The 26,167-nt window shown below is 51.9% G+C and carries 23 protein-coding genes; 11 read left to right on the top strand and 12 right to left on the bottom strand.

The window, feature by feature from the left end; all coding sequences use genetic code 11:
* Positions 1 to 495: 495 nt before the first annotated feature.
* The 9 genes from tatC to BMY09_RS03290 form a co-directional block, all read right to left on the bottom strand.
* Complete coding sequence (gene tatC / locus BMY09_RS03250) at positions 496 to 1,266, bottom strand: twin-arginine translocase subunit TatC (protein WP_091353978.1); 771 nt, start codon at positions 1,264 to 1,266, stop codon at positions 496 to 498.
* Positions 1,253 to 1,636 carry a Sec-independent protein translocase protein TatB gene (tatB, locus tag BMY09_RS03255; RefSeq protein ID WP_091353981.1) on the bottom strand — a complete coding sequence of 128 codons (384 nt, stop codon included), beginning with the start codon at positions 1,634 to 1,636 and terminating at the stop codon, positions 1,253 to 1,255. The genes tatC and tatB overlap by 14 nt, the downstream gene beginning before the upstream one ends.
* Positions 1,637 to 1,653: 17 nt before the next feature.
* The gene (gene tatA, locus BMY09_RS03260; RefSeq protein WP_091353983.1) at positions 1,654 to 1,899 is read right to left on the bottom strand and encodes a Sec-independent protein translocase subunit TatA; all 246 of its coding nucleotides are present in this window, start codon (positions 1,897 to 1,899) and stop codon (positions 1,654 to 1,656) included.
* 111 nt (positions 1,900 to 2,010) lie between these two features.
* A complete protein-coding gene (locus BMY09_RS03265; protein ID WP_091353986.1) occupies positions 2,011 to 2,346 on the bottom strand; it encodes a phosphoribosyl-ATP diphosphatase in 336 nt (111 codons plus the stop codon).
* Positions 2,347 to 2,354: 8 nt separating this feature from the next.
* The gene (gene hisI / locus BMY09_RS03270; protein ID WP_091353989.1) at positions 2,355 to 2,744 is read right to left on the bottom strand and encodes a phosphoribosyl-AMP cyclohydrolase; all 390 of its coding nucleotides are present in this window, start codon (positions 2,742 to 2,744) and stop codon (positions 2,355 to 2,357) included.
* Between the two features lie 104 nt (positions 2,745 to 2,848).
* On the bottom strand, positions 2,849 to 4,486 hold the full coding sequence (gene ubiB, locus BMY09_RS03275; RefSeq protein ID WP_091353992.1) for a ubiquinone biosynthesis regulatory protein kinase UbiB: 1,638 nt from the start codon (positions 4,484 to 4,486) through the stop codon (positions 2,849 to 2,851).
* A 100-nt stretch (positions 4,487 to 4,586) separates the two neighbouring features.
* Positions 4,587 to 6,122, bottom strand: coding sequence for a GGDEF domain-containing protein (locus BMY09_RS03280; protein WP_091353994.1), 1,536 nt, complete (start codon positions 6,120 to 6,122; stop codon positions 4,587 to 4,589).
* Positions 6,123 to 6,271: 149 nt separating this feature from the next.
* Positions 6,272 to 6,895, bottom strand: a complete 624-nt coding sequence (locus BMY09_RS03285; protein ID WP_091353998.1) for a thiol:disulfide interchange protein DsbA/DsbL — start codon at positions 6,893 to 6,895, stop codon at positions 6,272 to 6,274.
* A gap of 131 nt (positions 6,896 to 7,026) precedes the next feature.
* Positions 7,027 to 7,629 carry a c-type cytochrome gene (locus BMY09_RS03290; protein ID WP_091354001.1) on the bottom strand — a complete coding sequence of 201 codons (603 nt, stop codon included), beginning with the start codon at positions 7,627 to 7,629 and terminating at the stop codon, positions 7,027 to 7,029.
* A gap of 205 nt (positions 7,630 to 7,834) precedes the next feature.
* Here BMY09_RS03290 and yihA point away from each other — a divergent pair, with 205 nt between their 5' ends.
* Positions 7,835 to 8,461 carry a ribosome biogenesis GTP-binding protein YihA/YsxC gene (yihA, locus tag BMY09_RS03295; RefSeq protein WP_091354004.1) on the top strand — a complete coding sequence of 209 codons (627 nt, stop codon included), beginning with the start codon at positions 7,835 to 7,837 and terminating at the stop codon, positions 8,459 to 8,461.
* 296 nt (positions 8,462 to 8,757) lie between these two features.
* Here yihA and polA read toward each other — a convergent pair whose 3' ends face one another.
* Positions 8,758 to 11,499: a DNA polymerase I gene (gene polA, locus BMY09_RS03300; protein ID WP_091354008.1), complete on the bottom strand. Its 2,742-nt coding sequence runs from the start codon at positions 11,497 to 11,499 to the stop codon at positions 8,758 to 8,760.
* Positions 11,500 to 11,614: 115 nt separating this feature from the next.
* Between polA and BMY09_RS03305 the strand changes: the two genes are divergently transcribed.
* From BMY09_RS03305 to BMY09_RS03320, 4 genes are all read left to right on the top strand, one after another.
* Positions 11,615 to 11,902: a DUF2782 domain-containing protein gene (locus tag BMY09_RS03305; RefSeq protein WP_091354011.1), complete on the top strand. Its 288-nt coding sequence runs from the start codon at positions 11,615 to 11,617 to the stop codon at positions 11,900 to 11,902.
* A gap of 16 nt (positions 11,903 to 11,918) precedes the next feature.
* Positions 11,919 to 12,869, top strand: coding sequence for a homoserine kinase (locus BMY09_RS03310; protein ID WP_091354014.1), 951 nt, complete (start codon positions 11,919 to 11,921; stop codon positions 12,867 to 12,869).
* A gap of 286 nt (positions 12,870 to 13,155) precedes the next feature.
* Positions 13,156 to 15,372 carry a DNA helicase II gene (gene uvrD / locus BMY09_RS03315; protein ID WP_091354017.1) on the top strand — a complete coding sequence of 739 codons (2,217 nt, stop codon included), beginning with the start codon at positions 13,156 to 13,158 and terminating at the stop codon, positions 15,370 to 15,372.
* Between the two features lie 85 nt (positions 15,373 to 15,457).
* A complete protein-coding gene (locus tag BMY09_RS03320) occupies positions 15,458 to 16,687 on the top strand; it encodes a nucleoside recognition domain-containing protein (protein ID WP_091354019.1) in 1,230 nt (409 codons plus the stop codon).
* A 7-nt stretch (positions 16,688 to 16,694) separates the two neighbouring features.
* Here the strand turns inward: BMY09_RS03320 and BMY09_RS03325 are convergent, their stop codons facing one another.
* Positions 16,695 to 17,093 carry an acyl-CoA thioesterase gene (locus BMY09_RS03325; protein WP_091354020.1) on the bottom strand — a complete coding sequence of 133 codons (399 nt, stop codon included), beginning with the start codon at positions 17,091 to 17,093 and terminating at the stop codon, positions 16,695 to 16,697.
* Between the two features lie 219 nt (positions 17,094 to 17,312).
* On the opposite strand from BMY09_RS03325, the gene BMY09_RS03330 reads away from it, so the two are divergent.
* From BMY09_RS03330 to phoU, 5 genes are all read left to right on the top strand, one after another.
* Positions 17,313 to 18,284, top strand: a complete 972-nt coding sequence (locus tag BMY09_RS03330) for a PstS family phosphate ABC transporter substrate-binding protein (protein WP_091354022.1) — start codon at positions 17,313 to 17,315, stop codon at positions 18,282 to 18,284.
* 160 nt (positions 18,285 to 18,444) lie between these two features.
* Positions 18,445 to 20,721: an ABC transporter permease subunit gene (locus tag BMY09_RS03335; protein ID WP_091354025.1), complete on the top strand. Its 2,277-nt coding sequence runs from the start codon at positions 18,445 to 18,447 to the stop codon at positions 20,719 to 20,721.
* A 26-nt stretch (positions 20,722 to 20,747) separates the two neighbouring features.
* Positions 20,748 to 22,436, top strand: coding sequence for a phosphate ABC transporter permease PstA (pstA, locus tag BMY09_RS03340; protein ID WP_091354028.1), 1,689 nt, complete (start codon positions 20,748 to 20,750; stop codon positions 22,434 to 22,436).
* A 24-nt stretch (positions 22,437 to 22,460) separates the two neighbouring features.
* The gene (gene pstB / locus BMY09_RS03345; RefSeq protein ID WP_091355214.1) at positions 22,461 to 23,294 is read left to right on the top strand and encodes a phosphate ABC transporter ATP-binding protein PstB; all 834 of its coding nucleotides are present in this window, start codon (positions 22,461 to 22,463) and stop codon (positions 23,292 to 23,294) included.
* 16 nt (positions 23,295 to 23,310) lie between these two features.
* Positions 23,311 to 24,045: a phosphate signaling complex protein PhoU gene (phoU, locus tag BMY09_RS03350; protein ID WP_091354031.1), complete on the top strand. Its 735-nt coding sequence runs from the start codon at positions 23,311 to 23,313 to the stop codon at positions 24,043 to 24,045.
* A gap of 61 nt (positions 24,046 to 24,106) precedes the next feature.
* Here the strand turns inward: phoU and BMY09_RS03355 are convergent, their stop codons facing one another.
* The gene (locus BMY09_RS03355) at positions 24,107 to 24,400 is read right to left on the bottom strand and encodes a hypothetical protein (protein ID WP_091354033.1); all 294 of its coding nucleotides are present in this window, start codon (positions 24,398 to 24,400) and stop codon (positions 24,107 to 24,109) included.
* A 241-nt stretch (positions 24,401 to 24,641) separates the two neighbouring features.
* Here BMY09_RS03355 and BMY09_RS03360 point away from each other — a divergent pair, with 241 nt between their 5' ends.
* Entirely contained in the window at positions 24,642 to 26,156 is a 1,515-nt protein-coding gene (locus tag BMY09_RS03360) for a diguanylate cyclase (RefSeq protein WP_091354036.1), read from the top strand.
* Positions 26,157 to 26,167 lie beyond the last annotated feature (11 nt).

The following is a 26,167-nucleotide window of genomic DNA, read 5'->3' on the forward strand; positions in this document are numbered from 1 at the left end:
TTGAGAATTTTAACTAAATTTTCAAACCGCCTGATCCACTTCCTGTTTTGTTTATCGCCACCTGAAAAACCGTGTAAACACTGATTTATCAAGGCGTTAAACTCAACAGCCTCACCTGTTTCAGAGACCGTTTCCGGTGGCTGTCTCAAGCGAGGAAGCGCATTCTACATTCTGGGGCAGAGGAGTCAACAGGGGATGCGAAAAAAGTTTCAATTTGATGAACAGTATTGGAGTTTTTAACAGCAAGTGGCTAGAACGCGGCTGCGCCGCTGCTAGACGCTTCGCTTGCTAGTGGTTAGCAGAGCCTTCTTTATCGGTCGGTGACAACCTGCTTCGTAAGAGCGTCCGCAAAACAGAATCCAAAAACATAAAAACCGCCTGACGGCGGTTTTATGTTTTTCGTTGCTTTTTCTAGCAGGAAACGCAGTTTCCGTTCTCGCCACTAGCAAGCGAAGCGTCTAGCTCCTGATTAAGCGAAGCGTCTAGCTCCTGAATCTACTCCGCCGCTTCATCCTCTGCTGGCGCTTTGCGCTTAACGATCACTGCTAAAACGATACCCAGTTCAAAAAGCAACCACATCGGTACTGCTAACAGGGTTTGCGAGATCACATCCGGGGGGGTCAGTAACATGCCCAGCACAAAGCAGCCAACAATCACGTATGCCCGCTTTGCTCTCAGGCTTTCAACATCGGTTATGCCACTCCACACCAGTAGCAATGTAGCAATTGGAATTTCGAAAACGACGCCGAATGCAAAAAAGATCTTCAATACAAAGTTCAGATAGCTGCTGATATCGGTCATCACCGCAACATTTTCAGGTCCGACACTGGTAAAAAATCCGAAAATCAGTGGAAAGACAACAAAATACGCAAACGCGATACCGGAATAAAACAGCACAATACTGGATGCAAGGAGCGGTACCGCCAAACGCTTCTCATGCTGATACAAACCCGGCGAGATAAAGCCCCAAACCTGATGCAGGATAAGCGGCATCGCCAGAAAAATTGCCAGCACCAGTGTCAGTTTGAAAGGGGCAAAAAAAGGCGATGTAACATCCGTCGCGATCATACTGGTGCCTGCTGGCAACAGCGCGGTCAACGGTGCAGAAACGATTTCGTATAGGTTATTGGCAAAGTAGAACAGACAGAGGAACAGAATAAGAATTGCCAGCAAAGCCCGCATCAGGCGACTACGCAGTTCTACCAGATGGGAGACAATAGGTTGCTCCTGATCATCCTCTGAGTGGGTCTGGTTAGGGTCTATCATCGGCCTTGGTATTTTCCTGTTCAGGCTTTACTTCAGATTGTTGGGTTTGTCCCGCCTGCTCCGATTTATCGTCTACAACCGTGCTGTGAGTCGTTTGTTGTACTTGTGTTGCGGCGGTACCTTCAGAGGAGGGGCGACGCATCTCGTCAAGTTCACGGTCAAGCTCATCCTGCTTCATGACAATCTGACGCTTCATCTCATCCAGGCGAAGCTCTTCACTGATCTCTGACTGAATACTGCTAAGCGTCCTTTTTGCTTTACTCACCCAGAGACCTACAGTGCGCACTGCAACCGGAAGCTTTTCTGGCCCAAGCACCACCAGCCCAACAACAGCGATTATCAGTAGCTCAGCAAAACCGATATCAAACATCTGCGGCTACCTGTCGGTTATTTATCAGCTTTTGGCTCTTCTTTAGCCTGCTTATTTGCTTCAGTTTTATCTGTTTCAGCAAAGTCAGCATCATTTTCCAGTTTTTTCTCTTCCTCTTTGGGATCTTCATTCATCGCTTTCTTAAAGCCCTTAACTGCACCGCCCAGATCGCCACCGAGATTACGCAGTTTCTTGGTGCCAAACAGCAGTACGACAATGACCAAAAGAATAGCTAACTGCCACAGACTAATACCACCTAACATATTATTGTTCTCCGATTAACTACTTGGGCGGAGCCTATCCGCTCGTTGATTGAATTATGTTTGGTTGTTCCAGATTACTCGTTTTATCTCTGCTCTGGAACAGCATTAAAACTACTTTTGCTCTGTCCTGGACGCCTTCTCTTCCAGACCTGACATCGCAAACCGACTGGCGAGTTCATTCACAACGGCCTCAGGGCGTACTCCCAGATGAGACAGCGCCACCAGAGTATGAAACCACAGATCGGCCGTTTCATAGACGAGATCCTGGGTATCACCGGTTGATTCGGCATCTTTAGCGGCAATAATGGTTTCTGTTGCTTCCTCGCCGATCTTTTCCAGGATCTTATTCAGTCCCTTCGCATGCAGGCTGGCAACATAGGACTTCTCAGCTGTCGCTTCTTTGCGCTGCTCCAGGATGTCGCCCAACTGTGTCAATACATCACTCATATAAGGCCTTACTTGTCGTAAATCGTATTGGGATCTTTCAAAACGGGTTCAACTGCGACCCACTCTCCCTCTTTGAGGGTTTTAAAAAAACAGTGTTCACGGCCTGTATGGCAGGCGATACCGCCTAATTGCTCAACACTGAGCAGAATCACATCATCATCACAGTCAAGACGGATATCATGTAACTGCTGAACATGGCCAGACTCCTCGCCTTTGCGCCATAGTTTCTGACGTGAGCGGGACCAATAAATAGCCCGGTTTTCCTGCACCGTCAGCGCCAGCGCCTCTTGATTCATCCACGCGACCATCAGCACTTTGCCGGTGAGGTGGTCCTGGGCAATTGCCGGCACAAGGCCATCACTGTTCCATTTGATCTGTTGTAACCATTGTTCAGACATATTGATAATCTTCAAAATCTAAGCAGGCAAGAATACCTGATACTCTGTAACACTACTATCCCCGTATCACGGGAGGCGCAAGAGTAATAGTTTATTGTTTCAGTTCAGTGACGCAGCAATAGCACCACGCCAGCCGTACCCAGCAGCCAGCTTATTGCCGGTAACTCCCGGATGGTAAAGAATGGATCATCCAGAGAGAAACCCGCCGCGGCTACCAGGCAGATCAACCCGACCCAGCGCCATTTATAACTGCGTTGCTGTTGCAATTCATGCCGGGCCACACTCAGAGCCAGCATATCCCGCCGCCGGGAATCATCCAGGCTCTTGAGCTGATTCAGCGCATCGTAAGCCATCTGCGGCAGGTGAGGCATCTTATCCAGCCAGTCAGGCGCTTGCTGTTTCATAGAACGGTAGACCGCTTTGGGGCCCATTCGTTCTTTCATCCAGCGTTCCAGAAACGGCTGCCCGGTTTCCCACAGATCCAGTTCCGGATATAACTGACGCCCCAGCCCTTCGATATTCAGCAGCGTTTTCTGCAACAGTACCAGCTGTGGCTGGACCTCCATGTTGAAGCGCCGGGCGGTCTGGAACAATCCCATCAGCACCATACCGAACGAGATATCTTTCAGCGGCTTTTCAAAGATTGGCTCGCAAACACTGCGGATAGCGGTTTCAAATGCCTGGACATTGGTATCCGCCGGAACCCAGCCAGAATCGATATGCAGTTGTGCAACCTGACGGTAGTTGCGCTGGAAAAATGCCAGGAAGTTACGCGCCAGATAGCTTTGATCTTCCGGCGAAAGAGAGCCCACTATGCCGAAATCAACGGCAATATATTGTGGCGCAGAGGGGTTTTCCCGGGAGACAAAGATATTCCCCGGGTGCATATCCGCATGAAAAAAACTGTCGCGAAAAACCTGGGTGAAGAAGATCTCCACCCCCTGCTCTGCCAGTTTCTTCATATCGGTATTCTGGGCTTTAAGCTGCTCAACGTCAGCCACCGGAATACCATGAATCCGCTCCATGACCAACACATTCTGGCGAGTCAGATCCCAGTAGATCTCAGGCACATAGAGAATCGGAGAGTTCTCAAAATTACGCCGGATCTGGGAACCGTTTGCCGCCTCTTTACGCAGATCAAGCTCATCAAAGATCGTATTCTCATAGTCTGCCACCACTTCAACAGGTTTCAGTCTGCGTCCTTCAACCCATAACGCCTGCACCAGTTGAGCAATGGTATAGAGCACGGCCATATCTTTACGGATCGTTTTTTCGATGCCGGGGCGGATCACTTTCACCACCACCTCTTCACCGTTGTACAACAGCGCCTCATGCACCTGTGCAACCGAAGCAGACGCCATGGGCGTTGCATTAAATTCGGCAAAAAACTCTTCGACCGGGGCACCCAGTGCCCGCTCAATCAACTGCTGCGAATAGGCACTCTCAAAAGGCGGCACCTGATCCTGTAGCTTTTTCAGTTCCAGAGCGAGATCATCAGATAACAGGTCACGTCGGGTGGAAAGCATCTGACCAAACTTAATAAATACCGGCCCCAGCTCCTCCAGCGCTAAACGAAGCCGCTGGCCCTGTGAACGCCCCCCCACCGGAATCACGTAGCGCCATAGCATGAGCATTAATAGGACACGGGCATACCAACGCAGGTTAAGTTGTTCAAAAAGGGTATCAAGCCGGTATCGGGCAAAAACCCGTGCAATCTTGAAAATTCGGAGTAAACGTCGCACCGCTGTTATGTTCCGTGGTCAGTTGTTCTGGAGTGAGGCAGGCATATTGCCCACTTCGGCACTCAAGGTAAAGGGCTGCATCACACCGAAGCCGAAAAGGTTAACCCAGCTCAATACGATTTCGCCCCAGGCGTTTTGCTGTATAGAGCGCTTTATCAGCCCGGCCAAATAACGTCTCAACAGTGTCATCCGCCTGTACTTCTGCGACCCCAAGCGACAGGGTGATTCTGACCGGCTCACCATGGAAGTTAAACGGGCTGCCCTCTACCGCATGACGGATTTTATCAACGGCTGTGAGTGCCTGTTCCGCCGATGTCCCTGGCATGAGAAGCACAAACTCTTCACCACCATAGCGGGAGACAAAGTCAGTAGAGCGGCATTGCCGGGTAAGAATACTGGCCACCAGACGTAACACCTTATCTCCCGCCTGATGGCCATAGGAATCATTAATTCGCTTAAAGAGATCAAGATCCGCTACCGCAATGGAAAAAGATTGGCCATAACGTTTCCAGCGATCAAATTCTGCGGCGATCTGTTTATCATAGCCGGCACGGTTGGGCAGAGAAGTTAACGAGTCGGTCAACGCTTTATGGCGTTCAACTTCCATATGCACTTTCATCTGCTGAGTTTGCTCCTCCATCTGCTCAAGGCGCTCCTGGAGCTGCAGGTAACGTTCATGCAACCGCCGCTCCCGGTTTTCCTCTTTCTGCTTAAACAGATCCACCGATTTCACAATATTCTGCAGCTGTGATGAGACATTACTTTTTAACTGCTGGAGGTCATTTGAGTCCTGCATCGCCTGGTGAATCGCCTGCACATCATGATGGATACCGTTACTCAGAAGCGCTGTCTCTTCATTCAGTAGCCCATCCTTCTGGCTTGCTTCAACATAGGCCTGCACTTCAGCCAACTGCCCGGTGAGGTTTAACAGATAATCTTCAAAGTCTTCGCTATTGTAGGCGCTCAGGCGGGACACCAACCCAACGAGATCCTGAATAATACCAGGCAGGCAACTCAGCGATATACCCCGTTCAATCCGGCTGATTAACTCCCGCGCCAGAGACATCTCACCCTGCGGAATACGCAGACCCGACATCAGACTGAGCAGTTCGGAAGCGATTTTTTGTAACAGCTCCTCATCTTCATGCCCGAGTTCTGCAAGAATGCCCTGCGACCGTCCGCCGGTAAAATCGTCAGTCAGAAGCGGCGCCTGGAGGGCAACCAGATCATTAATCAGAGTGGCAACTTCGCTGGGGTGTCCCGAGAAGGGCGTCATCGCCTCCTCAATGACGCTTAAGCGCTGATTACTAAGATCAGTGGTCAGATTCAGGCGCAGCTGATAGATCCATTTCTGCAGCCCCTGCAGCAGCTCTTTACGATGTTGCTGCTGTTCGAGATCCAACCCTCTGAGCTGCTTTTCAACCTGATTGATGGTCTCGGGATTACCCGCTTTATCCGCTTTGAGCTGTTCACACAGCACGGTTAACGATCGGTCAAGCCGTTCAGATTGTCCATCCAGCACCACTGCCATCTGTAATATCAGATGCTGAAGAGGTCGATCATTGAGTTGAGACTGCAGCTGATCCAGTTCCTCTGAAAGCGCTTTATAACGTTCTTTCCAGTCGTCCTGATCCATCTCTCATACCTGTGAAGAGCCAATCTATAAAAATAGTGAGGCCCAATTTTATGTCACTTTATAACCGACAAGCCAGAGCCTCTGCGTTGATCCCTACTCAATATGCAATAAAAAAGCCGCTAAATGCGGCTTTTTTGATCTATATACAGTTATTGCGCATTGCGCTCCTGCTCAATCAGATACTCGGCCACTTTAAGCATACCGGCATGCCCTCCGGCCTTATCAGCGGTAATCCGATACTTTCCGTTTACGATCAGGGTCGGCACACTTTGAATACCATAACCCTTCAACTTTGAAGCGCCCTGATTCATTCGCATATTCACCGCGAAAGACTGAATCATTTTGGTGAACTTATCTTTATCAACCCCCAGATCAGCATAGTAGTTCACCAGATCGTCCATGCTATTAAACCGCCGCCGCTCTTTATGTAGTGCATCAAAAGTAGCCTGATGGGTTTTATCAAGGTCATGCAGAATCTCAGAGGAGTAATATGCCCGGGCCAGCGGCTCCCAGGAGCGGGAAAAAACCACCGGGACCCGTGAAAAATCCACATCCGCAGGCAGTTTCGTTACCCAGCTGTGAAGCAGCGGTTCAAAGTGGGCGCAATGAGGACAGAGATAGCCAAAAGCCTCTACCACCTCCACTTTTGTTTTGTCGGCGGTAGGAACTGGCATGGCAATCACGTCATAATTCACGCCGGCTTTATATTCCTCAGCCTGTGCGATAACCGCAGTGAGGGTCAGTAGCAACCCGATGGCGAGTTTTCTAAACATATCTCTCTCCAACCTTTCAGAAAATCAAACTCTTATGACCGGCCAATATGCGTCAAGTTCAACCCCGGCGCAAATCTTTTTGCCAATAAAAAAGGCAGCTTACGCTGCCTTTCCTGACTCAGAGCTGAATCTTAATTCAGACCCTGGATATAGCTGGCAACCGCCTGGATCTCCTGATCACTCAGTTTTGCAGCAACAGTACTCATCATCGCCTGAGGATCGTTAGCCCGTGCTCCGGAACGGAAGTTCTTCAGCTGAGTTTCAACGTACTGAGAATGCTGACCACTCAGAGCCGGATAACCGGCTGTTTCAATGCCCTTGCCCTGTGCACCGTGACAGGCAGTACATGCAGCCACACCTTTAGATGCGACACCGGCACGGTAGATCTTCTCGCCAGCGGCAACCAGATCAGCCTTAGCAGCGCCAATCTGAACGGTCTTGGAAGAGAAGTAAGCCGCAATGTCTGCCAGATCCTGATCATTCAGGTTGGTCAGCAGACCGGTCATTTCAACAACGGTACGATTACCCGCTTTAATATCCTGCAACTGTTTCAGCAGGTAGCTCTCATTCTGCCCTGCCAGTTTAGGGAAGTTTCCGACAGCACTGTTGCCATCAGCTCCGTGACAAGCACCGCAAATTGCGGTTTTACCCTGTCCTGCAGCAGCATCTCCCGCCGCATGTGCAACACTTATGATACTCACGCTTGCCAGTATGGCGATCAGTAGTTTATTCATCGACTAACCCAGACTCTTGCTATAGATTGCTAACGGTTTCTGCCACACTCTGAAGCTAATCAGACTGAAACAGGGCGACCTGACCAACACCCGGGCTGGTGTAATATTACAGCCACAGGTAGAATTCCGGCCGAATTATAACCTAATATCCATACAAACTGGAACGATAAATGTCTGTATTTACAGGCTGATAGGCAAAAAGTATATGTCTTTACCCCAAATTCAGTACCATCTGACACGTTTTAACACCAGTGCAAGCAAGCTTAGCCAGTGTCCAGAAGACACCGGAGCAGAGGTCGCGTTTGCAGGTCGTTCCAATGCCGGCAAGTCCAGTGCGATCAACACACTGACCAACGCAAAGCTGGCCCGTACCAGTAAAACCCCGGGCCGGACTCAGTTGATCAACTTCTTCGATACCAACGTTGAAGGCGTGCGCATCGTAGATCTGCCAGGTTATGGTTATGCCAAAGTGCCTATCGCCATGAAGGAGCACTGGCAGAAACATCTGGACGATTACCTGCAAAACAGGGAGTGCCTTCGCGGAGTTGTATTGATGGTAGATATTCGCCACCCGCTGAAAGAGTTCGACCTGATGATGATTCAGTGGTGCAGTGAGGCCGCCATGCCTTTGCACATTCTGCTGACCAAAGCGGATAAACTGAACCGTGGCGCAGCACAGAATGCGCTGCTGAAGATGAAGCAACAGTTGGATGTGAAAAATAACCCATTGTTAACAGTGCAAACCTTTTCCGCGTTGAAAACCACGGGGGTTGAACAACTGCGCGAGCACCTCAATCGCTGGTTGCTCGAGGAAGATAGCGCGGCTGAATAGTCGCTCAGCGGATCATTGGAGCCATCAGCCATTGCCCCGTAACAGCCCAAAGCCAGCGCCATAAAAAAGCTCCCGGAATCATCAGGAGGGGAACCATTTGATTTCGAGAGCACTAAGGCATATTTGTTTTCATATGCTTCATTGATGATGAGAGCCAACCCAGGCATGGGTTCTGGCCCTGAGTGATTAACACAGGGCAAAGAATATAACTCTCATACTATTAAGAGTGACACTCAGAAGAAAAGTTCACTGCTGCAGTACTGCTCACCAGACACAACACTGTCAGCTTACTAGTATCAGTGAGCCTCATCCCAGTTATTACCAACCCCCGCTTCCACCAGCAGAGGCACATCCAGCGCCGCAGCCGACTGCATCAGTTCGACCAGTTGGTCTGACACTGACTCAACATTGTCTTCTGGAACCTCCAGAATCAGTTCATCGTGTACCTGCATAATCATGCGGGCACCACTATCACTATTTTGTAACCAGCTATCCACCTTCACCATCGCCTTCTTAATAATATCGGCAGCGGTACCCTGCATCGGCGCATTGATCGCGGTGCGCTCGGCCGCCTGGCGGCGCATGCCATTGCTGGCTTTAATCTCCGGCAGATACAAACGACGGCCAAACAGGGTTTCCACATAGCCCTTCTCTGCGGCCTGTGCACGGATATCATCCATATAGCGCTGCACGCCGGGATAGGTATCAAAGTAGTGGTTGATATAGGTTTGCGCCTCATTCCGGCCGATACCCAACTGTTTTCCCAGACCAAAAGCAGACATGCCATAAATCAAACCAAAGTTGATCGCTTTAGCACTGCGGCGCTGCTCAGAGGTGACGCTGTCCAGCGCCACACCAAACACCTCGGCGGCGGTGGCTTTATGAACATCTTCCCCGTGGGCGAAAGCATTCAATAAGCCTTTATCCTGTGACAGGTGCGCCATGATCCGCAGCTCTATCTGAGAATAATCGGCCGCAACCAGTTTGTAACCCTGTGGAGCAACAAACGCCTGCCGGATCCGCCGCCCCTCTGCGGAACGGATCGGAATATTCTGCAAATTAGGATCCGACGAGGAAAGCCGACCGGTGGCGGTCACCGCCTGATGGTATGAGGTATGAATCCGACCGCTGGCAGGATTGATCATCTGCGGCAGCTTATCGGTATAGGTGCTCTTCAGCTTACTCAGACCGCGATGTTCAATAATAACCTTCGGCAATGGGTAATCCAATGCCAGCTCCTGCAGCACCTCTTCAGCGGTTGAGGGGGCCCCTTTGGGGGTTTTCTTGATCACCGGCAGCTTCTGTTGCTCGAACAGAATCTCCTGCAGCTGTTTAGGAGACCCCAGGTTGAAAGGCCCGCCCGCCAGCTCATGGGCTTTTTTCTCCAGCTCAACCAGACGCTCTCCATGCTCACGGCTCTGGATCGCCAGTTGCGTCGCATCCACCATCGCTCCCTGCTGTTCCATGCGCGCCAGCACCTGAATCAGGGGCAGTTCAATATCGGAGAAGACAGATTCCAGTGTCGGATCCTGCTGCAGCTTTGTATTCAGCACCTGATGCAGGCGCAGCGTGATATCGGCATCTTCAGCAGCATAAGGGGCCGCCTGTTCCATCTCGATCTGATTAAAGGTCAGCTGTTTTTTGCCTTTACCGGCGATCTCTTCAAACTTAACCGTTTTCACCCCCAGATAGAAATCCGCCAGATCATCCATATTATGGCGCGAAGCGGTGGAGTTCAGGGCATAGGATTCGAGCATGGTATCAAAGGCAACGCCCTGGAGCGTAATCCCGTAACGGGCCAGCACATTCATATCATACTTAATATGCTGACCGACCTTTTTATGCGACACACTCTCCAGTAAAGGTTTCAGCTGAGCCAGTACTTCATTGCGATCCAGCTGCGCCGGGGCCCCCATATAATCATGAGCAACCGGCAGGTAAGCCGCTTTTCCAGGCTCCACCGAAAACGACAGACCAATCAGATTTGCTTCCATATAGTTGAGACTGTCTGTTTCAGTATCAAAAGCAAACAGGTCTGCGGCCTCCAGCACCTTAAGCCAGCGATCAAACTCATCCTGAGTAAGGATAGTTTCATAAACGATCTCATCCGGCAGCTGCGATTCATTCTCTAACGCTTTGGCTCCCTCGGCAGCCTCTGCATCCAGCTCACTGATCCAGCTGCGAAATTCACACTGCTGAAACAGCCGCAGCAACTGCTCATTATCGGCTACCGGCAGCGGAATATCCTCGATACCACACTCCAGATCAAGATCGGTTTTAATTGTTGCCAGCAGGTAGGACAACTCAGCGGCTTCACGGTTATCTTCCAGCTTTTTGGCCATCGTTTTTGCGCCGCGAAACCCCAGATCGGCAATTTTATCGAGATTTTCATAGAGCTCTTTAATCCCGCCGATTCCCTGCAACAACGCCAGAGCCGTTTTCTCGCCAACTCCTGGCACACCGGGGATGTTATCGACCTTATCTCCCATCAGCGCCAGATAATCGATAATCAGCTCCGGGGGAATACCAAACTTCTCATTGACCCCATCGATATCCATATGGGAATCATTCATAGTGTTAATCAGCGTGACATGCTGGTCCACCAACTGCGCCATATCCTTATCGCCAGTAGAGATAATCGTATGCAGCCCCTTCTCGCTCGCTTCACGGGCCAGAGTGCCAATCACATCATCCGCTTCAACCCCCTCCACACAGACCAGCGGAAAGCCCATCGCCCGGACAATATTGTGGATCGGTTCAATCTGGGTACGCAGATCATCCGGCATCGGCGGACGCTGAGCTTTATAGTCCGGATAGATCTCATCACGAAATGTTTTCCCTTTGGCATCAAACACCACCGCCACCGGACTTTGGGGATACTGTTTTATCAGGCTGCGTAACATACTGGTGACCAGACGCACGGCACCGGTCGGAACTCCCTCAGAGGTGCGCATATCGGCCTGCTGAGCAGCAAAAAATGCCCGATACAGGTATGAGGATCCATCGACTAAGATAATAGGAGAAGTATTTGCGGTCATGGTATTGCAGTCATTGTCCGTCAGGAGATATTGTTATCGGGTTTGGTGCCCGGAAGTACCATCATATTAGATTAGCCTCCGACACAGAAGGGGCGTCTCAGTTCACGGAGTGGTTATGAAAAAATTTTTAATCCTGCTTACCCTGCTGTGCTCAATCTCTCTGGTGCCAACAGCCAGTGCCGATGTGTTACCAGAGTTTGATGACAATGAACCGGTGGTCACCATACGCCACGGAGAAAAGGCCACCTACTTTGAGTATCGGGTAAACGGTAAACTGAAAGAGATAAAAGTTAAGCCGGTGGTCGGCAAAACTTACTATCTGCGACCCACCGAAGAGGGGGAGTTTCAGCGATTTGAAGACTCCAGTCTGATGTTGCCTAAATGGATTCTTTTCAGCTGGTAAAAAATAAGCGGTATTTATGGCTGTATATACACATGTGAGTAACACCGATCTGAAAACCCTGTTACAGGATTTCGATCTCGGAGAGCTGGTTGATTTCAAAGGGATCGACGGCGGCATCGAAAACACCAACTATTTTGTCACCCTGAATGATGGGGCCGGGAAACATGAGTATGTACTTACTCTCTTTGAAGAGCTGACTCATGATGAGATGCCCTATTTTGTTGAACTGACCACCTGGCTAGCTGAGCGAGGTTGCCCGGTGCCCTTTCCGTTCAAAGATCGCAACGGCATCGCCCTGAAAGCACTGCATGGCCGCCCGGCGCTGCTGCAATCCAGACTGTCCGGCAACCATATTGAGAAACTGACACCGGAACATTGCCGCCAGATAGGCGCCGCGCTGGGGCAGTTTCATCAGGCAGGTCTCGATTTTTATATGCAGCGTCAGGCCCATCGCGGCGTGTTCTGGTGGCGCCGGGAATCGCAGCAGATTGCCAGCAAGCTCAGTGATGAAGATGCGCAACTGTTACGCACAGAAGTAACCCTGTTTGAACAACTCAGGGAGCAACCCTGGAACCTGCCGCAGGGTGCAATTCATGGGGATCTGTTCCATGATAACGCTCTGTTTGAGGGCGATCAGCTGAGCGCGATTCTGGATATCTACAATGCCTGCACCGGTTATCTGCTCTATGATCTGGCGATTGTCGCCAATGATTGGTGCGTTAATCCGGATGGCTCGATTGACCCGCAACGGGAACAGGCACTGCTCACCGCCTATGGCGAAGTCAGACCCTTCGACGACAACGAATACCTCGCCTGGCCCCAACTGGTGAGAACCGCAGCGATGCGTTTCTGGTTATCCCGACTGATCCCGGCGCTGGACCCCAACTCCACCCAGAAGATCAAAGACCCGGAAGAGTTCCGCCGGATATTGCTACAGCGGATTAAGACCCCTGCGGCGTTACCCTAGCTCGTGGTATTAACCTGGACTGCACAACCAATATAACAATTTTGATTCCAGGAGCGGCTTTAGCATGCCCTCTGCGTACCCGCCGCGAATGGAAATATTCCAATATTGATCGCGGCTGGAAGCCGCTCCTACAAATGTAAAGCAGGCTCTTTCGAGTCACGAGCAAGTCACGCTCTTTGTGACGTTCGAGCGACGAGCAACGGCTCTTTAAGATCTGTCTGGCCTCCGACCGCCCCGGCCGTTATAATCTCCACTGAATATTTATACAGCTATCTGAAGAAGCCCTATGGACGTATCCCATCTCCTTGATTCCCTTAATGAAGCCCAGCGGGAAGCGGTCTCCGCTCCGGTCTGTAACATGCTGGTGCTGGCGGGTGCCGGTTCCGGTAAAACCCGGGTACTGGTACACCGGATCGCCTGGCTGGTGCAGACCGAGGGGCTCTCCCCCTACTCAATTATGGCGGTGACCTTCACCAATAAAGCCGCCAAAGAGATGCGCGGCCGGATAGAGGAGCTGATGGGACTCAACCCCAGCGGCATGTGGGTTGGCACCTTTCACGGTCTGGCTCACCGTATTCTGCGGGCTCACTGGCGCGATGCCGGCCTGACGGAAAACTTTCAGATCATGGATTCCGATGATCAGCTGCGGCTGATTAAGCGGCTGGCTAAAGAGATGAATCTGGACGACAGTCGCTGGCCGGCCCGGCAATTTCAGTGGTATATCAACGCCCAGAAGGATGAAGGGCTGCGTGCCCGCCATATCGAGGCTGGTGGCGATCCTAATGCTCAGGTGATGCTGAATGTTTATGCCGCCTATGAGGATGCCTGTGACCGCGGAGGTATGGTTGATTTTGGTGAGTTACTGCTACGTTGCCTGGAGCTGCTGCGGGACCACAACCCCACACTGCTGGAACATTACCAGGAACGTTTCCGCTATATTCTGGTAGATGAGTTTCAGGATACCAACTCCATCCAGTATGCCTGGCTGAAGCTGCTCTGCCAGCCAATGGACCCACGTAAGCCGAAGCCGGAAAAACTGATGGCGGTTGGGGATGATGACCAGTCTATCTACGGCTGGCGCGGCGCCAAGATCGAAAATATCCAGCGTTTCAATCAGGATTTCCATGAAACAATGGTGGTTAAGCTGGAACAGAACTACCGTTCCAGCAACACCATTCTGCAGGCGGCTAATGATGTCATCCGCAACAATCAGGGACGTCTGGGTAAAGAGTTGCGCACAGATCAGGCAGATGGCGAGCTGATATCCCTCTACGCGGCCTTCAATGAACAGGACGAATCACGCTTTATTGTTGATCAGATAGATAGCTGGGTCAGAAAAGGCAATCTGCGCAGCGAGACAGCGATTCTGTATCGCTCCAATGCCCAGTCGCGGGTATTAGAGGAGGCGCTGATCCGTGCCGGAATGCCTTACCGCATCTACGGCGGACAACGCTTTTATGACCGCCTGGAGATCAAAAACGCCCTCGCTTACCTGCGCCTGATCAACAACCGGGAGGACGATACCGCCATGGAGCGGGTGATCAATGTGCCCACCCGGGGTATTGGTGGCAAAACCCTCGAAGAGGTGCGTTTACATGCCCGCACCGAGGGGGTATCCATGTGGCGGGCGGCGAACGAGGTGATTGAGCTGAATAAACTCACCGCCCGGGCAGCAAATGCTTTGCAAGCCTTTATCGACCTGGTCGAGCAGATCGCACAGGAAACCGAAGGTACCGATCTGCACGAACTGACCGAACATGCCATTAAACGGTCGGGGCTGATCGAGCACCACCTCAAAGAGAAAGGAGAGAAAGCCCAGGCCCGGGTGGAAAACCTTGAAGAGCTGATCAGCGCAGCGCGCCAGTACCTGTCAACCTGGCAACCCGACCTGGAAGGCAATGAGAACAGCACGCCGCTGACGGCATTTCTCGATGATGCGGCGCTGGATGCCGGCGAGGCTCAGGCTGAAGAACATCAGGATTCGGTACAGTTGATGACCCTGCACTCGGCGAAGGGACTGGAGTTCCCGCTGGTGTTTCTGGCCGGTATGGAGGAGGGGTTATTCCCCCACAAGATGTCAATTGAGGAGGGTGGCCGCCTGGAAGAGGAGCGCCGGCTCTGTTATGTAGGAATCACCCGGGCGATGCAGAAACTGTTTATCACCTATGCAGAATCCCGTCGTCTGCACGGTAATGAAACCTTTAACCGCCCCTCCCGCTTTATCCGCGAAATACCGGATAGCTGCCTTGAAGAGGTGCGCCTCAACGCCAGTGTCAGCCGCCCGGTGACTGCGCGGCAACCACAACGCCCATCAATGTTTGACCACGCTGAGGTGCCTGAAACACAGATTATTCTGGGGCAACGGGTCAGTCACCAGATTTTCGGTGATGGTATTGTGGTGAATTATGAAGGCTCTGGCCCCAAAGCCCGGGTGCAGGTCAACTTTGATTCCGAAGGGAGTAAATGGCTGGTGGTCGGTTATGCGAACCTGCAACCGGCATAGCCCTGAGCATTAGGGTCAGCCGACACTGTTATAACCGGTACGGCTGCCGATACAGTGTTTATAAGCGGCCTGAGAGGGAGAGGCAATGCTACACAGAATCTGGCTGGGATTTTTCCTGCTCGCCTTTCTCGGCGGCCTGTATCAATGGCTGGCACTCGGCGATGCCGACGTTTTTCAGCGGATGGTGCAATCTACTTTTGATATGTCAAAGCTATCAGTGGAGCTGGCGCTGGGGCTGATCGGCACACTGGCGTTCTGGCTGGGCATTATGAAGCTGGCGGAAGCGGCTGGACTGGTGGAAAAGATGGCCAATGGTCTCAGCCCACTGTTTACCCGGCTGATGCCTGAGGTACCCAAAGGGCACCCGGCGATCGGCTCAATGACCATGAATCTGTCCGCCAATATACTCGGGCTGGATAATGCAGCAACGCCACTGGGGTTAAAAGCGATGCAGGATCTGCAACTGCTCAACCCGGATAAAGCACGTGCCACGAATGCTCAGATTCTGTTCCTGGTGCTGAATACATCCTCGGTTACCCTGTTCCCAATCACCGTGTTTCTCTACCGTGCCCAACAGGGCTCGCCTGATCCGACCTCGGTGTTTATTCCCATCCTGATCGCCACCTGCTGCTCTACCCTGGCGGGTTTGCTGGCGGTCGCCTGGGTACAGAAGATCCGTTTGTGGGAGCGGGTAACTCTGTTCTATCTGGGAGGCTTCTTTGCCCTCTTGCTGGCCTTTCTCGGCTACTTCGCCACGCTCACCGTTGATCAGTTGCAGCAGCAATCATCACTGATCGGCAATCTGATGATCTTCAGTGCCATTATCTGCTTTCTCGGGGCCGCCCACCTGAAAGGAGTGAATATCTATGAAACCTTTGTCGAGGGGGCAAAAGAGGGATTTTCAGTCGCTATTATGATTATCCCCTATCTGCTGGCGATGCTGGTGGCAATCGGCGTGTTTCGCGCCAGCGGCGTGATGGATGGTGCTATCTGGCTGCTGCGGGAGGGTATCTCGCTGCTGGGGGTGGATACCCGTTTCGTGGATGCTCTGCCCACCGCACTGATGAAGCCACTCAGTGGCTCCGGGGCCCGGGCCATGATGCTGGATGCGATCAACACCCATGGGGTAGATTCATTTGCCGGTCGAATGGCCGCGATTATTCAGGGGTCAACGGAAACCACCTTCTATGTACTGGCGGTCTATTTTGGCTCAGTGGGTGTACGTCATACCCGCCATGCCCTGGCCTGCGGACTGACCGCAGACCTGGCAGGGATTATCAGTGCAATTGTGGTGGGATACTGGTTTTTTGGCTAACGAGGCGTTAGTGCCCAAAGTCCAGCGCCCGGATATGACCATGGCCATCGATAGCCACCTGAACACACTCCGTTTCTGATACTTTGCGCAGATCCCGGCCGTCAGGACAGCAACCCCAGATCTCAACATTGATTCGCAGTGAGCTGGTGCCCTGCTCTTTAATGCGGGTATAAAAGCTCAGAATAGTCCCCTCCAGCACCGGCGCCATAAAACTCATCGCCCCGATAGAGACAGTGGCAACCCGGCCCTCTGCCGCTTCCGCCGCCCGGATCTCTGCCGCCAGAACCGCCTGAGAAGCAACCCAGCCACCATAAACATCACCAAACATATTGGCGGCTGCCCCGGACGCAGGACAACGAAGGCTTAGTTCACCTTCGGGCTTTAAGAGAGTCTTATCGGTATTCATATCAGGTGTGTTCCCGCATAGTATTTATATTTGCTGGGTATATTTTACTACCAAATACCCAACTCAGGTCTAGCTAAAATAAGTGAGTCCAGCAAACCCGGCAGCAGAAAACTTTTCAATATGTCACATGTTTGTCACAAATAGCCCTTATATTCCTCTCATCGATTTAATACTGATCGTTTTAAAAGCGTATTCAAACCCGACTCTGTGGAGCTTGTAATGAAACCAATGAAGAAAATTTTTGCGGCTGTTGCACTGACAGCAACCTGCCTAACTGCTTCTGCAGCTGACCTGCTGGATCCAAACCTGCCAACTTACTCAAAAGCTTCTGGTGTTTCTGGAAACCTTTCTTCTGTAGGTTCAGACACCCTGGCTAACCTGATGACCATGTGGGCTGAAGAGTTCAAACGTAACTATCCAAACGTTAACGTTCAGATTCAGGCAGCCGGTTCTTCTACTGCACCTCCCGCGCTGACCGAAGGAACGTCTAACGTCGGCCCTATGTCCCGTAAGATGAAGGACAAGGAACTGGAAGCGTTTGAAAAGAAATATGGTTACAAGCCAACCGCTATTCCGGTTGCGATCGACGCTCTGGCAGTCTTCGTAAACAAAGATAACGCCATCGAAGGTCTGACCATTCCTCAGGTTGACGCGATCTTCTCTTCTACCCGTAAATGTGGTCTGACTGACGACGTTAACACCTGGGGTGATGTAGGTGCTACCGGTGCTATCGCATCTCAGGGCTTCCAGATCTTTGGCCGTAACTCTGTATCCGGTACTTACGGTTACTTCAAGAAGCACGCGCTGTGTAAAGGTGACTACCGCAACAACGTAAACGAGCAGCCAGGTTCTGCATCTGTAGTGCAGTCTGTTTCTACTTCCCTGAACGGTATCGGTTACTCAGGTATCGGTTACAAGACCTCTTCTGTTCGTGCTCTGCCACTGACCAAGAAAGCCGGTACTCCATTTGTTGAAGCGACTCCCGATAACGCTCTGAACGGTTCTTACCCTCTGGCACGCGCTCTGTACATCTATGTGAACAAGAAGCCTGGTCAGGATCTGGCACCACTGGAGCGTGAGTTCCTGAAGATGGTTCTGTCTAAAGTAGGCCAGGAAGTGGTTGTTAAGGATGGTTACATCCCACTGCCAGCCACTCTGGTTGAGAAGAAAATGAAGGAACTGGGTCTGTAATACAGACTTTTATTCCCGGGTTATCAGACCCACACCAAAAAAAGGAGCCTTTATGGCTCCTTTTTTAATGATGTAAAAGTTTTATTACAGTTCTGTAACATTTCTGTCATCAAGTCAGTTTATCGTGGCGCCATAACTTTTTTATAATTGTAGAAATGTCATGAATATTGAGAACAGTTCCGTTATTCCTGATCTGGATTTTGATTCTCCGGCGGCCCGTCGGGGACGGAAATTCCGGGCCCTCAAAGACAAGGTTGCCACCGTTGGCATCGGTCTGGGGGGTGTCAGTGTCATCATCGCGATCCTTTTGATCTTTTTCTATCTACTCTATGAAGTCATTCCGATGTTTCGTGCGGCTGAAGCACAGCCGTGGCAACAGAACGGCCAGGTTGTCGAACCCTACGCCGTCCCCGGGAAGGGTAAAACCCTGTACATGGCGATGGAAGAGCAGGCAGAGATCGGTTTACGGGTTACTGACCGCGGCGAAATGCTGTTTTTCAGCACCACCAGCGGTGAGGTCATAGAGAGTATTCAGGCAGCCCTACCCGCCGATACCAGCATCACCAGTTTTGCACTGGTGTCCGAGAACAGCCACACCTTCGCTTTGGGACTGAGCAACGGTCAGGCGCTGGTCTTCAAACATGAATACAAGTCAACCTATCCTGATGGCAAGCGGGTGATTTTGCCCACCATCACCTACCCTCTGGGTAAGGACCCTATCAGTGTTGCCAACGTTGCACTCGCTCAACTGACCGTCAGCGGAAATGAAGGCAGCTATGCACTGATCGGGGGCAATGAGGGCAACCTGAAAGCGGTTTTTATCTCTCAGACAGAGAATATGTTTACCGGCGACGTTGAACTGGAGCAATCCACAACGTCACTACCGGACCTGGGCATCAAAATTAAGAAAATGCTGCTGATGCCGGACCTTGCCTGGTTATTTGTTGCCGGAGAGGGTGGCAAAATGGCGGTTGTCAGCCTGCGTAATCATGATGATCCGACCATCACTCAGGTGTTGAACGCCTCTTCCAGCAAGATCACCACCTTTGATCTGCTACTGGGTGGCAATGCAATCCTGCTGGGTAATGAAAAGGGCGAAGTCTCCGAGTGGTTTCTGGTACGTGATGAGCAGGGCTCCTGGCAGATGACTAAGATCCGCTCATTCGATACCGGCACTTCACCGGTGGTTGACCTGGCGATTGAACACCGTCGCAAAGGCTTTGCCACGATTGATACAGCCGGCGACCTGCGACTTTACAACACCACCGCCAATGTTAATGTGCTGGTGCAGAGAGTCGCTGATGCAAACGCTTCTATGATCACCATGGCTCCGCGGGCCAATGCGCTGCTGATCGAAGAAAACGGCAAACTTAAACTCTGGCATATCGACAATGAGCATCCGGAAGTTTCCTGGAGCTCACTGTGGGGTAAAGTCTGGTACGAAGGTTACGATAAGCCTGAATATGTATGGCAGTCCTCTGCGGCCAACAACGACTTCGAACCCAAGTTCAGCCTGATGCCACTGGCATTCGGTACCCTGAAAGCGGCGTTTTACGCCATGATCCTGGCAACACCGCTGGCGATCTGTGGCGCAATCTATACCGCCTACTTTATGGTGCCGTCACTGCGACGTAAGGTAAAACCCTTTATCGAACTGATGGAAGCGCTGCCAACCGTTATTCTGGGCTTCCTCGCAGGTCTCTGGCTGGCACCGTTTATGGAGGAAAATCTGCCGGGCATCTTTGTCACCCTGCTGATGTTACCTTTATCAATTCTCGCCTTCGCCTTCCTCTGGGCGCAGATGCCAAAACAGATCCGCTGGCTGGTACCCGATGGCTGGGATGCGCTGCTGCTGATCCCGGTTATCATCCTGGCCACCTGGTTCAGTATCGCCATCAGCCCATCACTGGAACTGGCGCTGTTTGACGGTAATATGCGCCACTGGCTGACTAACGACCTGGGGATCGCTTACGATCAGCGCAACGCAATGGTGATCGGTATCGCGATGGGCTTTGCCGTAATTCCTACCATCTTCTCAATCACTGAGGATGCGATCTTCGCCGTGCCAAAACATCTGAGTTACGGTTCACTGGCACTGGGCGCAACCCCGTGGCAAACCCTCACCCGCGTTGTGATGCCAACCGCCAGCCCCGGTATCTTCTCTGCCGTTATGATCGGTATGGGTCGTGCGGTCGGCGAAACCATGATTGTTCTGATGGCCACCGGTAATACACCGATTATGGATGCTAATATCTTTGAAGGGATGCGCACACTGGCAGCAAACATCGCCGTGGAGATGCCAGAGTCGGAGGTCGGCAGCACCCACTTCCGCATTCTGTTCCTGGCTGCCTTTGTGCTGTTTATGTTTACCTTTGTGGTAAACACCATGGCGGAAGTGATCCGTCAGCGGCTGCGTAACAAATATGGCTCCCTGTAACCTGGGTTGGTGAGGAAATAACAGATATGAACATCTCAGCAAAAGAGTGGTTTAAATCCGGTTCACCCTGGGTGTGGCTGAACGCCGGAGCCGTCGCTATCAGCATTATTATGGTTATCGGTCTGTTGGGACTGATCGCCGTACGCGGTCTGAGCCACTTCTGGCCTGCCGACATTGTGCAGGGCACCTACACCATCGATGGTCAGTCAAAAAAGGTCATTGGTGAGATTGTAGAAACCCATGAAGTACTGACCGAACAGCTGATTGAAGCGGGTATCAAAATACCAGATGACAATGAGTTTTCCATTCGTCACCTGCTGAAAATAGGCAACCGTGATGTCAACGGCACGGACTTTACCTGGGCACTGGAGCACTATTTCGAAGACCAGACCCGTCCGGTGATGCTGTTTACCGCTGAGCGCCGGGAGTGGGGGAATCTTTATGGATACCTGCGCTCACTCAAAGAGTCCGGTAAAGAGATCAGTCATTACGATGGATATGAACAATCGCCGGAATATATGGCGATGTGGGACGAGTTGGACAAGCGTGTCGAGCGGGCTCTGCGGATTCATGAGGATATCCTTAAAATTGAGAAGCATGAGATCGGTTCGATCAACTACGAGCTTGAGCGTCTGCGCCTGAAGGAGCGGGGCCTGCAACTGAAACATGTTGAAGACCCGGCCGCCTATGAAGCCATTAACCAGCGTCGTAAGCAGTTGGATGCCGATTATGAAGGCCTGCAGCAGCGCCTGCTGGACCTGTATACCGAGATCAACCGGGATTCTCTGACCGCAGAAGTCGCTGGCGGCCAGATTGTTGAAGTACAGCTGGCCAAGATTGTGCGCATTTTCCGTCCCAACGCGATGGGAATCGGGCAAAAAATGGTCCACTACGCTGAGAAGCTCTGGGAGTTTGTCAGTGATGAGCCCCGTGAAGCGAATACCGAAGGGGGTATATTCCCGGCGATCTTCGGTACCGTTATGATGGTTCTGCTGATGTCGCTGCTGGTAACACCATTTGGCGTAATCGCTGCGGTCTATCTGCGGGAATACGCCAAACAGGGGTTTATCACCCGCCTGATCCGCATCGCGGTGAACAATCTGGCGGGGGTCCCATCGATCGTTTATGGTGTATTCGGTCTGGGCTTCTTTGTCTACTTCCTGGGGGGTAACATCGATGACCTGTTCTTCCAGGCGGCAAAACCAGCACCAACATTTGGTACCCCGGGCCTGATGTGGGCTTCCCTGACCCTCGCCCTGCTGACAGTTCCGGTGGTGATTGTTGCCACTGAGGAGGGTCTGAGCCGGATTCCCCGGGCGGTTCGTGAAGGCAGCCTGGCACTGGGAGCCACCAAGTTTGAAACCCTGATGAAGGTGGTTCTGCCAATGGCAAGCCCGGCAATGATGACCGGTGTTATACTGGCAATAGCCCGTGCCGCCGGTGAGGTTGCACCACTGATGCTGGTGGGTGTGGTAAAACTGGCCCCCAGCCTGCCTCTGGATGGGAACTATCCGTTCATCCATCTGGATCAGAAGTTTATGCACCTGGGCTTCCACATCTACGATGTGGGCTTCCAGAGCCCGAACGTTGAAGCAGCACGGCCGCTGGTCTATGCCACCGCCCTGCTACTGGTTCTGGTTATCGCACTGCTGAATATGTCTGCTATTGCGATCCGCAACCACTTACGTGAAAAATACAAAGCGCTTGAGATGTAAGCGGAACTTTAGATAGGTTTAATGATGACTATGGAAGCTAAAACCCATTCAATCGATATTTCCGCGCTGCAGCGCCAGAATCAAAGCCTGCGCCTGGAAGATGAAACCATTGCTCTGACAGTACGCGATCTCGAGCTGTACTATGGCGAGAAGCGTGCTCTGCATGGCATTAACATGGATATTCCGCAAAACCGGGTAACGGCGTTTATCGGTCCATCAGGTTGCGGTAAATCAACACTGTTACGCTGCTTCAACCGGATGAACGATCTGGTGGACAGCTGCCGTATTGAGGGACAGATGAGTCTCTACGGCAACAATATTTATGAGCGCGGTGTCGATGTAGCCGACCTGCGCCGACGGGTCGGCATGGTGTTTCAAAAACCCAATCCATTCCCAAAAAGTATCTACGAAAACGTTGCCTACGGCCTGCGTATTCAGGGGATCAATAAAAAGCGTACTATCGACGAAACCGTTGAGTGGGCTCTGAAATCTGCTGCGCTCTGGGATGAGGTCAAAGATCGTCTGCACGAAAGTGCACTCGGTATGTCCGGCGGACAGCAGCAACGTCTGGTTATCGCCCGGACCATCGCCGTCAAACCTGAAGTGTTACTGCTGGATGAGCCAGCATCAGCACTTGATCCGATCTCAACCCTGAAGATCGAAGAGCTGATCAATGAACTGAAAAAAGATTTCACCATCGTAATCGTAACCCACAATATGCAGCAGGCTGCCCGGGTATCTGATTACACTGCATTTATGTATATGGGTGATCTGATCGAGTTTGGTGTAACAGACCACCTGTTCACCAACCCCGCGAAAAAACAAACAGAAGATTATATTACCGGTCGTTACGGTTAATTAGGGGAGAACGATAGTGAGTTACGAACAGGACCGTCATAGCAATCACATCTCCCAGAGCTTCAATGAAGAGCTGGAGCAGATCCGTACCGAATTGCTAACCATGGGAGGCCTCGTTGAGCGCCAGCTGAGTGATGCCGTTGAGGCGCTGGTGGCCGGAGATACCGAGAAGGCAGAACAGGCGCGCAAGAGCGACCAGGCGATCAATGATATGGAGATGATGATCGATGAGCAGTGCACACTGATCATCGCCCGTCGTCAGCCCGCCGCAGCTGACCTGCGCCTGATAATCTCTGTCAGTAAAGCGACCAGCGATCTTGAGCGAATCGGCGATGAGACCAGCCGGATCTGCCGCTACGCAATAGAACTGGCCAATGATGGCAAAAACGTCCGGGGTTATCAGGAGGTTCGTCACATTGGTAATCTGGTGCGCGATATGCTGCAAAACTGTCTGACAGCGTTTGCCCGTAGCGATGCAGAGATGGCCTATAAGGTGGCCAAACAGGACAAAGAGGTCGATTCAGAATACCGCACCGCAATGCGTTCCCTGATGACCTATATGATGGAAGATCCGCGCTATATCACCAGCATTATGAATGTTATGTGGATTCTGCGCGGTCTGGAGCGGATCGGTGATCATGCCCGCAATATGGCAGAACACCTGATCTATCTGGTCAGTGGTACCGACGTTCGCCATAGCAGTCTGAAAGATATTAAACGCACCGTACGCGAAGTTGAGCAGAAAAAATAATCTGCTGACTACGACGGACAGATACTAAAAAGGCAGCGAAAAGCTGCCTTTTTAATACACCTCAGATACCGGTTTCAGAAATGCGCAGGGCGATCTTCCCGCCACTGATCGGCTGGGCAGTCAGCTCCAGATCGTGGGCCTGATATCTCCCGGCATTCTTCAATTCAAACATCACCTCTTCGGGGAGGTTACCGCCACTCCATCCGGGCGCAATCCGCTTCATCGAGAGCAGAAATACCGCATCAAGATCCCACAGGTCACCCTTCATATCGCACACCGCTTCACCCGCTTTACGCGGTTTTTTACTCCGAGTCCCCAGCCCTCCCTGGGGTTGCCTCTTTGAATCTACTGACACGCTTCCACCCTGTATCTATTACATTTAATTCTGCGTACCACTCAGCCCGCCAGCAAAAAGACAGCACGAACTGTTCCAGTTCGAGCGCTACAGATCAATCTTATCGCAATTAAAACAGCGGTTGTACTACGTATTTGATGATTTACAAGAAAACTGACGAAGATCGTTCAGATTCAGACGGTTACTGCCGATAGCTAATTGACTCAAATGGAAGTCAGAAAAATTATAACGGGAAGCCCTGATGGCTGAATATATCGTTCATGGTGATATCAATTGCCCTTTCAGCTATGCATTACACGAAATGCTATGCTCTCAGAACCTGATGCACAGGGTGGACTGGCGCATGGTGGAACATGACGCTATCGCCAGTTCATATCAGGACAGCGCAGAAAATATGGCCGAACTGGCCAATGATATATTCACTATTCGGCACCGGGCGCCGGATATCACCATCTCCCTGCCCCAAACACTGGGGAACAGTCTGTTCCCTTCCCTCTGCATTACCGCTGTGCAACTAAAGCACCCCGACCGGGCCACCACCTTTCTGCGCAGCCTGTACCGGGCACTCTGGATCAAAGGCAAAGATATATCATCGCCTGCCGTTATTTATGATTGTCTTGAAGAGGCAGGCCTGCCCATCGAGCTGGATATCGATGGCCTCTGTGAAGAGACGTTGCTATATCAGCAAAACGAGTGGGAAGCCCACAACCCCGGCTTGCAAACCCCCACGATACAGGCCCAGGACGGGCGCCGCCTGGCGGGCTTGCTGGATCAGAAATCGGTACTCGACTTTCTCCGGGGGGCGGAGATAAATCAGGAGCTTAGCAGCCGCTCCCGGCAACAGAATCAGATGACGATAGCCATTTACGGCGATGAAAAAATTACAGAGCTGTGGGGCGTGCTTGCAACACTGCGGGATGACAGCAACCTTCTGCTGCCACAGTCGATGCAGGCACTCCACGACATGCTGTTATCACAGGAGCGCTGCCCCGACCTGATATTACTGAATAATACCGGACAACAGCGGGACCTTAATGATCTTTGCCGCGCCATATCCCACCAGGTCCGAGAGCAGAGGGTCCCCATCGCCGTGATCGGTCCTCCCATCAGTGACGCCGAGGAGGTCGAACTCTACGAGCTGGGCATCGCCGATTATCTCATACAGACGCGGGCCCCTGATATTATCCGGGCACGCATTAACCTGCTGCTACAACTTAAAAGTGCCCACGATATGCTCTCCCGGGCCGCCAGTATCGACGCACTTACGCAGGTGTACAATCGGCGGGAGTTTGAACGATACTTTGAAACCGAATGGCGCAGAGGCCAGCGATCCCGGCAACCCATATCGGTCATTCTGCTTGATATCGATCACTTTAAAGCATTTAACGACAACTATGGCCATCTCCAGGGTGATCACTGTTTACAGCAGATAGCCAGTACTATCCAGGCGTCGGCCCGCCGGGCACAGGATCTGGTGTGCCGTTATGGGGGCGAGGAGTTCGTGATCCTGCTGCCAGAAACCAATCAGGAGGGCGCGAGCGTACTGGCAGAGCAGATACGCCAGAACATTGTCGCGTTAAATATCCCCCACGCGGCTGCTTTTGCTCATCAGCCGGTCTCCGCCAGCCTGGGGATAGCCACCGCACTGCCAGCAAACCGGGACCTGTCTCCCAGGCAGTTGCTCCAGGACGCCGATAGCGCCCTCTATAAAGCCAAGCATAACGGCCGCAACCGGGTCGAACGATTGACCTCTTAAGCGCCCCATTA

The organism is Amphritea atlantica (assembly GCF_900111095.1).
Lineage (GTDB): Bacteria > Pseudomonadota > Gammaproteobacteria > Pseudomonadales > Balneatricaceae > Amphritea > Amphritea atlantica.